General features: G+C 29.3%; 11 protein-coding genes. 4 read left to right on the forward strand and 7 right to left on the reverse strand.

The genetic code is table 11. The annotated features are described in order from the left end of the window. Window positions 1–95: 95 nt before the first annotated feature. From murD to mraZ, 7 genes are all read right to left on the reverse strand, one after another. Window positions 96–1,481 (reverse strand): UDP-N-acetylmuramoyl-L-alanine--D-glutamate ligase, encoded by a 1,386-nt coding sequence (gene murD, locus BLT70_RS13015; protein ID WP_091895080.1) that lies wholly within the window; start codon window positions 1,479–1,481, stop codon window positions 96–98. Between the two features lie 140 nt (window positions 1,482–1,621). Next, window positions 1,622–2,848 (reverse strand): phospho-N-acetylmuramoyl-pentapeptide-transferase, encoded by a 1,227-nt coding sequence (gene mraY / locus BLT70_RS13020; protein ID WP_091895081.1) that lies wholly within the window; start codon window positions 2,846–2,848, stop codon window positions 1,622–1,624. Window position 2,849: 1 nt separating this feature from the next. Further along, the gene (locus BLT70_RS13025; protein WP_091895082.1) at window positions 2,850–4,316 is read right to left on the reverse strand and encodes a UDP-N-acetylmuramoyl-L-alanyl-D-glutamate--2,6-diaminopimelate ligase; all 1,467 of its coding nucleotides are present in this window, start codon (window positions 4,314–4,316) and stop codon (window positions 2,850–2,852) included. Window position 4,317: 1 nt separating this feature from the next. Then, a complete protein-coding gene (locus BLT70_RS13030; RefSeq protein WP_091895084.1) occupies window positions 4,318–6,279 on the reverse strand; it encodes a penicillin-binding protein in 1,962 nt (653 codons plus the stop codon). Between the two features lie 58 nt (window positions 6,280–6,337). Next, entirely contained in the window at window positions 6,338–6,664 is a 327-nt protein-coding gene (locus BLT70_RS13035; RefSeq protein WP_091895086.1) for an FtsL-like putative cell division protein, read from the reverse strand. Between the two features lie 7 nt (window positions 6,665–6,671). Further along, window positions 6,672–7,592, reverse strand: coding sequence for a 16S rRNA (cytosine(1402)-N(4))-methyltransferase RsmH (gene rsmH / locus BLT70_RS13040; RefSeq protein ID WP_091897682.1), 921 nt, complete (start codon window positions 7,590–7,592; stop codon window positions 6,672–6,674). Next, complete coding sequence (mraZ, locus tag BLT70_RS13045) at window positions 7,579–8,046, reverse strand: division/cell wall cluster transcriptional repressor MraZ (RefSeq protein WP_091895092.1); 468 nt, start codon at window positions 8,044–8,046, stop codon at window positions 7,579–7,581. The genes rsmH and mraZ overlap by 14 nt, the downstream gene beginning before the upstream one ends. A 205-nt stretch (window positions 8,047–8,251) precedes the next feature. On the opposite strand from mraZ, the gene BLT70_RS13050 reads away from it, so the two are divergent. The 4 genes from BLT70_RS13050 to BLT70_RS13065 all read left to right on the forward strand — a co-directional run bounded on the left by BLT70_RS13050 (window position 8,252) and on the right by BLT70_RS13065 (window position 13,320). After that, a complete protein-coding gene (locus BLT70_RS13050) occupies window positions 8,252–9,016 on the forward strand; it encodes an alpha/beta fold hydrolase (RefSeq protein WP_091895093.1) in 765 nt (254 codons plus the stop codon). Between the two features lie 41 nt (window positions 9,017–9,057). Then, window positions 9,058–9,669 carry a ribosome biogenesis GTP-binding protein YihA/YsxC gene (yihA, locus tag BLT70_RS13055; RefSeq protein ID WP_091895094.1) on the forward strand — a complete coding sequence of 204 codons (612 nt, stop codon included), beginning with the start codon at window positions 9,058–9,060 and terminating at the stop codon, window positions 9,667–9,669. Window positions 9,670–9,675: 6 nt separating this feature from the next. Then, on the forward strand, window positions 9,676–10,362 hold the full coding sequence (locus BLT70_RS13060) for an RluA family pseudouridine synthase (RefSeq protein ID WP_091895095.1): 687 nt from the start codon (window positions 9,676–9,678) through the stop codon (window positions 10,360–10,362). Window positions 10,363–10,575: 213 nt separating this feature from the next. Beyond that, complete coding sequence (locus BLT70_RS13065) at window positions 10,576–13,320, forward strand: helix-turn-helix domain-containing protein (protein WP_091895096.1); 2,745 nt, start codon at window positions 10,576–10,578, stop codon at window positions 13,318–13,320. Window positions 13,321–13,379: the final 59 nt, after the last annotated feature.

Consider the following 13,379-nt stretch of genomic DNA (forward strand, 5'->3'; position numbering starts at 1 on the left):
TGTTATATTTATTTGTATTTTATTAAATCTAATATTCTTTTCACTCAAACTTGCTAACTCCTTCCCTTTAAGAAAGGTTGGGATAAGCTTTTTTTTTAAAGATTTCTTACTGCATCTTTAAATTGACGACCTCTATCTTCATAATTATCAAACAAATCGAAACTTGCACAAGCAGGAGACAATAAAACTGCATCACCTCTTTCTGATAACTTTTGAGAAACTTTTACAGCCTCTTCTGCACCGGCAGTTTCTACAATAATATCAACGACATTGCCAAATGTGTTTTTAATTTTATCATTATCAAGACCTAAACAAACAATTGCCTTCACTTTTTCTCTAACTAAAGCCAATAAATCGTTATAATCATTTCCTTTATCTACACCACCAACAATCCAAACTGTAGGTTTTTCCATACATTCTAATGCATAAAAAGTAGCATTTACATTTGTAGCTTTAGAATCGTTTATATATTCTACATCTCTAATTTTTGCTACATTTTCTAAACGATGTTCTGCTCCTTCAAAATCTTCTAAACTTTCCATTATGGACTGCTTTCTAACTTTTAATAATTGAGCAGCCATTGTTGCCGCCATGGCATTTTTAGTATTGTGTTTTCCTTTAATTGATAATGCTGATATTGGCATATTAATGTTATCTTTAGTAATATTGATAATTATATTGTTGTCTTTTATATACGCTCCGTACTCTAATTCTTTTTCAAGCGAAAACGGAACTAATTTTGCGCTTGTTTTATTTACTTTTAACCAGTTATTTATGGCTTCGTCATCTGCATCGTAAATTAAATAATCTGTTTCTTTTTGATTTTTTGTAATTTTAAATTTTGATGCTATATATTTATTAAAATCATATTCATATCTATCTAAATGATCTGGTGTAATATTGGTCAAAATTGCAATATGACTATTAAAATTCTCAATTCCATCTAACTGAAAACTACTTAATTCTAATACATAATTCTCAAAGGATTCTTCTGCAACTTGTTGTGCAAAACTGTCTCCAATATTTCCCGCAACCCCAACACTTAAACCCGCCTTCTTTAAAATATGATGCACTAATAAAGTTGTCGTAGTTTTTCCGTTTGACCCTGTAATTCCAATAATATTTGCATCCGTAAATTGAGCCGCGAATTCAATTTCTGAAATAACAGGAATCGAATTTTGTTTCAATTTTTGAATCAATGCAACTTTATCTGGAATTCCAGGACTTTTCATTACAACATCAGCATTTACTATTTTGCTTTCTGTATGTTGATTTTCCTCAAAATCAATCTCATTATTTAAAAGAACTTCTTTATATTTTTTGGATATACTGCCTTTATCAGAAACAAAAACATCATATCCTTTTTGCTTTCCTAAAATTGCAGTTCCAACGCCACTTTCTCCACCACCAAGAATTACAAGAAATCCTCTTTCCCCCGAAGGATGTAAAACTGGAATCGTATGTTTATCTTGGTTTTTCATTTATTTTATCTATTCTTAATACTTTTTTTTTTCCTTGCTCACTCTTCATCAACGTTTTTCCCTTTAGAAAGATTAAGATGGAATTTTCTCCACAAACTTGCTACTCCTTCCCTTTAGGAAGATTGGGATGGCTTCTTTTTTTACCTTAATTTTAGTGTTACAATTGTAAATACTGCTAATAAAATTCCGATAATCCAAAAACGGACTACAATTTTACTTTCATGGTAACTCTTTTTTTGAAAATGATGATGCAAAGGTGCCATTCTAAAGATTCTTCTGCCTTCTCCAAATTTCTTTCTTGTGTACTTAAACCAAAAAACTTGCATGATTACAGATAAGTTTTCTACTACAAAAACTCCTGCTAAAATTGGCAACAATAATTCTTTTCGGATTGAAATTGCAATAACAGCTATAATTCCGCCAATTGTTAAACTTCCCGTATCACCCATAAAAACTTGAGCAGGATAGGTATTGTACCACAAAAACCCAATTAAAGCTCCAGCAAAAGCAAGAATAAAAACTGTCATTTCTCCAGAATTAGGAATGTACATTACATCTAGATAATCAGCAAAAATGATATTACCAGAAACCCAGGCAAAAACCGCAAGTGTAACTACAATAATTGCTGATGAACCTGCTGCTAAACCATCAATTCCGTCTGTTAAATTAGCTCCGTTAGAAACTCCTGTAACAATAAAAACGGTCACTAAAATAAAAACGATCCAACCATATTTTTCATAACCATCTCCTAAAAAGTTGAATGCTTTTGAATATTCTAATTCGTTATCTTTAAAAAACGGAACCGTTGTTTTTGTTGATTTATGAGCTTTTCCATAAACAGTTTTTCTACCGTTTTCTTGAACTAACTGATCTTTTACAGGCAATTGTTCTTTAATAGTTACACCATCATTAAAGTACAACATTGAACCAACAATAACTCCTAATCCCACTTGACCAAGAACTTTAAATTTACCACTTAAACCGTCTTTGTCTTTTTTAAATACTTTTATATAATCATCTAAAAAACCAATTAAACCCATCCACACAGTGGTAATAATTAGAATTACAATATAAATATTATCTAATTTCGCCAATAAAAACACAGGGATTAATGTTGCCAAAATGATAATAATCCCTCCCATTGTTGGAGTACCTGTTTTTTGCTTTTGCCCCTCTAAACCTAAATCTCTAACAGTTTCTCCTACTTGTTGTCTATGTAAAAAATTAATAATTCTTCTACCATAAATTGCTGATATCAACAAAGACAAAATAAAAGCTGATGCCGCTCTAAATGTGATGTACTGAAACACACCTGCTCCTGGTAAATTAAATTGACTATTTAAATATTCGAATATATAATACAGCATTCTAGTTCTTTTTTAATTGATTAAAACAATTAGTAACCTCCTCTAAATCATCAAAATGAGAACGAATTCCGTTTATTTCTTGATAATTTTCATGTCCTTTTCCAGCAATCAATATAATGTCTCCAATTTCTGATAATTTACACGCTGTTTTTATAGCCTGTCTTCTATCTAAAACTGTTAATGTTTTTCTATAATTTTCTGCAAAAACACCTGTTTCCATTTCATCTAAAATGGTTTGTGCATTTTCTGTTCTCGGATTATCCGAAGTAAAAATTGCTTGACTGCTTAATTGAGAAGCAATATGCGCCATTTTTGGTCTTTTAGTTTTATCTCTATCACCACCACAACCCACAACTGTAATTACTTTTTCGTTTCCTGTTCTAATATCATTAATGGTTTCTAACACATTTTTTAATGCATCTGGCGTATGTGCATAATCGATTATTGCAGTAATTCCGTCATCAGACATTACATATTGAAAACGACCACTTATACTTTCTAACTGACTTACAATTGTTAAAACCTCTAACTTTTCTAATCCTAATAATTCTGCTGTAGCAATAATTGCAGTTAAATTGTAAATATTAAAAACGCCTATTAATTTGGTCCAAACCTCAGTGCCATCCACAGAAATTAAAGTTCCGGAAATTTGCTTTTCTAAAATTTTAGATTTGTAATCTGCTATTGTTTTTAAAGCGTAGGTTTTCTTTTTTGCTTTGGTATTTTGCAACATAAAGTCGCCATTTTTATCATCGATATTTGTTAAAGCAAAAGCCGATTTTGGCAAAGAATCGAAAAATGATTTTTTTACATCTCTATATTCTGCGAACGTATCGTGATAATCTAAATGATCGTGCGAAAGGTTGGTGAAAATTCCGCCAGCAAATGTTAATCCTTCTGTTCTTTTCTGATGAATTCCATGAGAACTCACTTCCATAAAACAATATTCAACTCCAGCTTCTAACATCATATCTAAATACCTGTTTATGGTAACAGAATCTGGCGTTGTATGTGTTGCTTTAAATTCGGCTTCATCAACCAAAATCTTAACGGTAGAAAGTAATCCAACTTTATAACCCGCTTTATAAAACAACTGATATAAAAGTGATGCGATAGTAGTTTTCCCATTTGTGCCAGTAACCCCAATTAAAGGAAATCTACTAGAAGGATTCTCATAAAAATTAGAAGCCATAATTGCCAAAGCAACATTTGAATCTTCAACTTGAATATATGTAATTCCTTGTTTTTTATCCGAAGGAAAATCTTCACAAATAATAACAGTTGCACCTAAAGAAATTGCTTTATCAATATACAAATGACCATCAACAGAAACTCCTTTTTGAGCAACAAAAACATCGTTCTTTTCAATTTTTCTAGAATCGAAAACAAGCTGATTTATAGCAACATCTGTGCTACCAAATACTTGATGAATTGAAACCTTATATAATATGTCTTTTAAGTTTTTCAGCTTACGAAAGTTTTAAAATAATGGTTGATCCTTTTACTAATTTTTCTCCTTTTTTTATTGACTGATAATTGACTTTACCAATACCAGAGAATTTTACTTTTAATCCTATATTTTCTAATAAAGACACGGCATCCATACCAGACATTCCTTTTACATTTGGCACACTTGCATATTCTTTATTAATGTTTTTATTGTATTCTTTATATTGATTGTTTATAGAGGTAAACTCAACTTTATCTTCTACAGTTTGATTATCTATAGGCGTAGTTGTGTATATTTTTTGAGCAATTTCTTTAAAAATTGGCGCTGCAACAGACGCACCATAATAACCTGTGTTTTTATTAGGATTATGCACCACAACTATGCAAGAATATTTTGGAACATCCGCAGGAAAAAAACCAACAAATGAGGCTACATAATTTTTTGTTGAATAATAGCCGCCTTCCCATTCTCCTTTATCATTTTTTATTCTTGGCATGTATTTTTTAGCAGTTCCCGTTTTACCAGCCATAGAAAAATTTGGAGAATAAATGTTTCTTGCAGTACCTTTTATGACCACATTTTCCATTACTTTTCTCAGTTTCTTTATAGTTTCATCAGAAGCAATTTTAGGATTTACAATTTCTGTTTCAAAAATTTTCTCTGCTTTATCGTGTCTTCTTAATTCTTTTACAAAACGAGGTTTTACCATAATTCCGTTATTTGCAACAGCATTGTAAAACATTAATGTTTGCATTGGTGTAACAGAAATTCCATAACCCCAAGACATCCATTCTAATGAAATTTTACTCCAACTTTTATCTTTAGGATTTGGCACATATGGTATTCCTTCTCCTTTAATTTGAAAACCAATTGGTTTTGTAAATCCGTATTCTTCTATTTTTTTATAAAATTTCTGAGGATTATTATCATAATGCTCTTTAATTATTTTTACAACACCAACATTAGACGAAACTTCAAAAACTCTTGCTGCAGAAATTTTACCATAACCACCTCTGTGAGAATCTTCAACCTTTCTATTATTTACATAAAAAATTCCTTTTTCTGTATCAACAACTGTAGATGTATCAATTACCTTATCATCTAAAGCAACCATTAAACTCGCTAATTTAAAAGTAGAACCTGGCTCGTGACTTTCCCAAACTGCATAATTTCTCTTTTCAAAATATCCTCCTTTAGAGCCTTTTCCTAAATTAGAAATTGCTTTAATTTCGCCTGTTGCAGTTTCCATAACTACAGCACAACCATGATCTGCTTCGTAATATTGCAACTGACTTAATAATGCATGATGCGTAATATCTTGAATATTTACATCGATTGTTGTAATAATATCATGACCATCAATTGGCTCTTTTTCATTTACATCAGAAATTGGTTTCCATTGATTTTTTGCGATTTTTTGTTTCCAACGTAAACCATTTTCACCTTGCATAAAATCAGCAAAAGCACCTTCAATACCAGCTTCACCTCTAAAATCATCATAACCAATTGTACGTTCTGCAATTTTACCAATTGGATGCGCACGCACTGTTTTATGCTCGGCAATAAACCCACCTCTATACACGCCCAAATTAAAAATCGGGAATTCCTTCATCTTCAAATAATCTGTATAACCAACATTTCTGGCGATTAACAAATACCTGTTTTTACGTTTCTTTGCCGTTCTTAATCTACTTTGATAATGCGCAACAGACTTCCCTAAAAGTTTAGAAAGTTCTTTAGATAAATCAACAAAATTCTTTTCAAACACATTACCATCTACCGCAACAACATCCATTCTAATGGTAAATTTAGACATAGAAGTTGCCAACAAATTACCATCCGCAGCATAAACATTTCCTTTGTTTGCGCGAATTGTATCTTGCTTTATCGTTAGTTCTGTAGAAAGTTTTTTATATTTTTCTCCTTGAACGTATTGAATATTGATGACTCTAAAAATTACAGCCAACAAAAAAAGCGTCATAAAAGCAGCTACTATGTAGAATTTGGTTAGTATGCTTTTTTTCTGAGTTGCCAATTTATTAATCTTTATACGTTACTTTTATTTTTTTCGGAGGTGTTTCTGAAGGCTTTAATCCTCTTGCCTTTGCTTTTTCCCTTATGCTAGATTCCATTTTCATTCGCATTAAAATGGTACCAGTATCTACATATTCTGCTCGTAATTCTCTTGTTCTTTTATTTAATTCTGATATTTTAATTACTTTTTTATCAGCACTATGCGCACTAGAAATCATAACTAAGAGCAGAATCACAACAAAAATTATGATTCGCCAGTTTTTAAAAGCAGATTCATCTGTAAGGAAACTTCCTCGTAGAAAATCATAAACACCTTGTTTTACTTTAGACATTATATACTTATGACTTTAGTTTTTGTTTATTGCTTTTCAAAGTTGCAATTCTTAATTTCGCACTTCTAGACCTATTATTAATCTTTATTTCTTCTGATGAAGGAATAATTAACTTTCCAACTTTTTTTAGAGGTTCGTCTGTGTTACCAAAAACATCTTTTTCTAACTCACCACTAAACAAACCAGAACTTATAAATCTTTTTACCAATCTATCTTCTAAAGAATGATATGAAATAACACTCAACCTTCCTTCATCTGTTAATAAATTAGGAATCTGAGTTAAAAATTCTTTCAAAACCTCTAATTCTTCATTAACTTCTATTCGTATTGCTTGAAATATTTGCGCTAAAATTTTATGTTCTTTTGCATTTGGCAAATATTTTTTTAATACGCTTTTTAACTGAAAACTTGTATCAATTCTTTCTTTTGCTCTTTCTTCAACAATCGTTTTTGCTAGGTTTCTAGAGTTTCTTAACTCGCCATACAAAAACAATATTTCTGCTAATTTCTCTTCTGTATAGGTATTGATAATTTCTTTTGCTGATGTTTTAGATTTCTGATTCATTCTCATATCTAAATCGCCATCAAAACGTGTAGAGAAACCTCTTTCTGCTTCATCAAACTGATGAGAAGAAACTCCTAAATCTGCCAAAACACCATCTACTTTTCTAACACCGTGAAATCTTAAAAACCTGGATATATATCTAAAATTTTCTGGAATCAAAACAAAACGCTCATCATCAATTATATTTTCTAAAGCATCAGGATCTTGATCAAAAGCAAACAACTTTCCTTTACTTCCTAATCTTTTTAATATTTCTCTAGAATGACCTCCGCCACCAAAAGTAACATCCACATAAACACCATCTTCTTTAATAGCCAAGGCATCTACACTTTCTTGCAATAAAACTGGATTATGATATTTCATCTTCATCTGTATTTCCCATTACTTCTTCAGCCAAATCTGCAAAATCTACTGCAGCATCATCAATTGCCTTTTCATATTTATCTTTATCCCAAATCTCAATAATATTTACTGATGAAGACATTACAACTTGCTTTTCAATTCCTGCAAAATCCATTAAATTTTTAGGAATTAAAATTCTACCAGTCGAATCTAAATCAACCAATTGCACACCTGCTGTAAATCTTCTAATAAAATCATTGTTCTTTTTCTTAAACTTATTTAGCTTGTTAATCTTCTCCATCATCAAATTCCATTCTTGAATTGGATACAATTCTAAACAAGGTTGAAAAACTGCTCTTTTTACTACAAAACCATCTTGTAACACAGAAGACAACTGCTTTTTAAAAGCTGATGAAATCATCACCCTTCCTTTAGCATCTGCCTTACATTCATATGTACCAATTAGGTTTATCACAAAAAATCGTTTATTAGGTATCAAAAATATACAAAAATTACCACTTTTTACCACATTTTACCACATTGTTAATAAGTATTGAAATTTCGCCCTATTTATGCAACTTTAAAAAATGTAAAAAACTCTAATCTACTGACCTATAAATCGATTACTATGTTATAAAAAAGCACTACATTTGTGGTTAGTGAAAATCAAACAAAAATCAATGACTGATAAGTTAAAAACTGAAGGTAAGTTTACATATGCAGAAGCTGGAGAAGGACCTGCAATCATTGTTTTACATGGATTAATGGGTGCTTTAAGTAATTTTGAAAGTACATTTAATCACTTTTCAAAGAATGGCTACACGGTTTTAATTCCTGAATTACCTTTATACTCACTCCCTCTTTTAAAAACAAATGTTAAAAATTTAGCAAAATATTTAAAAGAATTTTTAGAGTATAAAAAAATAGATAAAGCAATTTTACTTGGAAACTCTTTAGGTGGACATATTGGTTTATATTTTACAAAACATTATCAAGAAAAAGTAAGTGCATTAGTACTTACCGGAAGTTCTGGTTTGTATGAAAAAGCAATGGGAGACACCTTTCCAAAAAGAGGAAACTATCAATATATAGAAGAAAAAACAAGAGCTGTTTTTTATAATCCAGAAATTGGAACGAAAGAAATGGTAGATGATGTTTATAAAATTGTAAACGACAGACATTCTGTTATTAGAACTTTAGCAATTGCAAAAAGTGCTATAAGACATAATATGGCTGGCGATTTACCAAAAATGAAACAACCAACTTGTTTAATTTGGGGTAAGCAAGATACAGTTACGCCTCCTGAAGTTGCCGAAGATTTTCACAAACTATTACCGAATTCAGATTTATTTTGGGTTGATGAATGTGGTCATGCAGCAATGATGGAACAACCTGAAGAATTTAATAAAATTCTTCAAGATTGGTTAACATCTAGAAATATCTAATCTTTTTCTGAAAAAATTCTAAAAATAAAATACTTGCTATTATGAAAATAAGATCTGCAGAATTTGTGATGAGCAATAGCAACGTTATCAATGCTCCGAAAGATAGAATTCCAGAATATGCTTTTATTGGTCGTTCTAATGTTGGTAAATCTTCATTAATTAACATGTTAATGGAACGTAAAGATTTAGCAAAAATCTCTGGAAAACCTGGTAAAACACAACTTATTAATCATTTTAAAATAAATGATGAATGGTTTTTAGTAGATTTACCTGGCTACGGATATGCCCAAATTTCAAAAAAGAAAAGAACTATTTTTCAATTTTTTATAGAAAACTATTTTAAAGAAAGAGAGCAATTAGTTTGTACTTTCGTATTGATTGATAGCAGACACGATCCTCAAAAAATAGATTTAGAATTCATGCAGTTTTTAGGTGAAAACCAAATTCCTTTTTGCCTTGTATTTACAAAAGCAGATAAACTAGGAAGCTCTAAACTAAACAAACAAATTACTGCTTACAAAAAGAAATTACTAAACACTTGGGAAAGTTTACCAATGACTTTCTTAACCTCATCTTCTTCAGGATTAGGTCGTAAAGAGTTTTTAGATTTTATCGGTGGCGTAAATGAAGATGTTGCAAAAGATTTTAAATAATCGATAATGCATTCTAACAAAGACAACTTACAAATCTTATTCGAAGACAATCACATTATAATTGTTAACAAACGTTCTGGTGATATTACTCAAGGTGATAGAACTGGCGACAAACCTTTAAGTGATGTTGTTAAAGAATATATTAAAGAGAAATACAACAAACCTGGAGATGTTTTTTTAGGTGTTGTTCACAGACTTGACAGACCAACTTCTGGTGTTATTATTTTTGCACGAACTTCAAAATCTTTAGAGCGTTTAAATAAAATGTTGCGCGATAAAAACATCAGTAAAACCTATTGGGCTGTTGTAAAGGATCATCCAAAGAAAGAAAAAGACACTTTGATAAATTACCTAAAAAAGAATCCTAAAAATAATAAATCTTCTGTATATCCTAAAGAAATTACAGATTCTAAAAAGGCTATTTTACATTATAAAATTATCAAAAAATTAGACAATTACTCTTTGCTAGAAATTGATTTAGAAACAGGAAGACATCATCAAATTAGAGCGCAATTATCATCTATCGGATTCCCTATAAAAGGGGATTTAAAATACGGTTTTAACAGAAGTAACAAAGATGGAAGCATTCATTTACACGCGAGAAAAATCCAATTTACACATCCTGTTTCTAAAGAACAAATTTCTGTAATTGCTCCTACTCCTAAAGAAGTAATTTGGGACGCTTGTTGCTGACTTTTTTATTTAAAAGTTAATTTTCATTCAAAAAAACAATATTATAAAACACTTTATTTTTAAAGTACTTAATAATTTAAACATTAGTAAAACCTATAATATTGATAATTACATCAAAAGAAAAAAACAAATAAACTCATTTTTAAAACAATACAACTTTATTGTAACACTATTTATTTAAAAAATTATTACATTTGATTTCAAAAAATATTGATGAACAGAAACCCCCTCACAACATTAATTATTTTTCAACTATTATGCCTGTTTACTTTAAACACTTTAAGTCAGGAATTTAAAATCGAAACATCAAAAATATCTGTTCTAAATGAGAGTATTATTACTGATGTTGAGCAAGATATAGATGGCTTTATTTGGATTGCTTCAAACCAATCTATTTACAAATACAACAATAAAGACTTCATAAATTTCTCTCAAAAAGAACTTCTTTTAAAACCACATCATTCAACGATCAACTTAGTTTCTGATGCTAATGGAAATATCTGGTATTTTCCTCAAAACGAATTTAGTCTTAAAATATTAAATACAAAAAATAACAAAGCATCTTCTATAAAAGATTTTTTTCCAAATCTTCCTTTTTCTGAATCCGAAATTATAAATATAATTTATAGAGATCACTTATATAACATTTACATTTCTGTAAAAAACAAAGGACTCTATAAATTTGATGGCAAAAAAATTGAAGTTGTAAAATCTATTAAAGAAAAAAACAAGTTACCTATATATTTTGTAAGCACAATAACTCATAATTGGTTTGGTTATGACAAAAAAATTATCAAGCAAAATAAAGAAACTCTATTAGAAGATACTTTTAGTGCAAATTCAGAAATTTTAGGTGCTAATATTTTTAACAACGAAGCTATTTTTTTTACACAAAAGGATATAAGGTCAGATAATATATTTGCAGAGCATATTAAAGATAATAAAGCTGTTAATATTTTTCAGACTTTTAAACTAAATAGCGCTTATCACTTTAAAAAAGATAGAATATTTCAAAATATAAATAACGACAAGTATTGGATCAATGAAAAAGAGTATTTAAAACAAATTGATAAAGACAAGAAAATTATCTTTCAAATTAAAAAAGCAGATTTACCTTTTGGTGATAGGTACAGAGCTTTTTTTGTTGATAGAAATAATATTATTTGGATTATTACTCAAACAAGTTTGTATAAGATTATTATGCATGAAAATAATTTCAAAAAATATTTAGATGGCTATAGTTTAAAATCAATTTTTAAAAGAGATTCTACTTTTTACATTTCAGCTTTTAGCTCAAGTTTAAAAGAATTAGATTCAAAAAACACCATTCACCAATCTAAACACTTAACCAAACAATATAGTTTTTTTGGCACTTTCTATCATAAAGATACTTTGTGGGCTGCAAGATATTCTAGAATTTTAAGATATAATTTTAAAACAAAAACAACTACAGATTATAAGAGAGGAAGTAAAGTAGATAATGAAGAGGTTGGGTATGGCGCTATAGCTCGCCATCCTAAAACTAAAACCTTTTTTATTGGAAGTCTTACTTATTTAGCCAAAATTGATGAAGCTAAAAAAACTGCTATTGCCGTAAATAGTTTAGACAAATATTTAGATAAAAAAGATAGAGATAAATTAAATGTTAGATGTTTTAAAGTTTATGGTGATAGTCTTTGGATAGGAACTGCAAAAGGTGTGTTTTTAATGGATCATAAAGAACAGATTAGCAAAGCCTTTACCGCTAAAAACGGATTTCCTAAAAACTTAACTATACAGTATATTTTCATAGAAAACGATGCTACTTTTTGGCTTGCAACTCAAGGTCAAGGTTTAGTAAAATGGAATAGACTAACAAATACTTTTAAAACATTTACTACAAAAGACGGACTTTCTAACAATAACATTTATGCTATTTATAAAGATAAATTTGGTTTTTTATGGCTACCAACAGACAATGGTTTAAATAGATTTGCACCAAAAACGTTAAAAAATCACATCTTTTTACCAAATACAATTAGCCATAAAGAATTTAATCATTTATCTCATTTTCAAGATAAAAATGGCGACTTATATCTAGGCGGATTAAATGGGTTAAATGTTTTTAATCCAGAAGATTTTTTAACTATTGATAACACAAAATACAATGTAGTTTTAAACCATATTAAAACTACATTAAGCAATAATTCTGTAATTGAAAAACATCAAATAAACAACAATACTATTACTTTAAATTCTGAAGTAAAAAACACAGCGTTAGAATTTTTATTACTCGATTTCAAAAACAATTTACCGCTTCAATATCAATACAAAATAACGCCTTTTCAAAAAGATTATGTAGTCTGTGAAAACAACATAGTAGTATTACCCAAATTAAAAAAAGGAAAATATCTACTACATGTTAAAGCACAAAGTTCTGATGGTACTTGGGCCGAATTAAAAACACCAATACAAATTAATAATAATATTTCTGGCGATTATTTAAATATCCTAATAATTTTACTCTGCGCAACATCTGCAATCGTTTTATTTTTTATCATCAAAAGAAAGAAAACCAAAAAGAAAGAACTAAATAATAAAGAAAAATCAGTTCAAAAAGAAAAAACTGAAATTACCGAAAGTGACTCCTTATCAAAAATAAAACAAGAAGAATGGTTAAATCAACTAAAACAGACGATTCTAAAAAATATGAATTCTATTAATTTTGGAATGGAGTTTTTATCGCAAGAAATGGAATTAAGCGAAAGACAACTTCAAAGAAGAATTAAAAATTTAACAGATTTAACACCTAATAAATATATAACAGAAATAAAATTAAACGAAGCTTTTCGTTTAATTGAAGAAAAAGAAGTAGAAACGGTAAAAGAGCTTTCTATAAAAGTTGGATACACTACACCAGATTATTTTTCTAAATTATTTAAAAATAAGTTTGGTAAAAAGCCTTCAGATTATTTTTAATTTTTAAAAATGTCTTTTTTCTAGACATTTTGTCCTTTTTTTCTACAAAATGTCCTTAA

The organism is Polaribacter sp. KT25b (assembly GCF_900105145.1).
Taxonomy (GTDB): domain Bacteria; phylum Bacteroidota; class Bacteroidia; order Flavobacteriales; family Flavobacteriaceae; genus Polaribacter.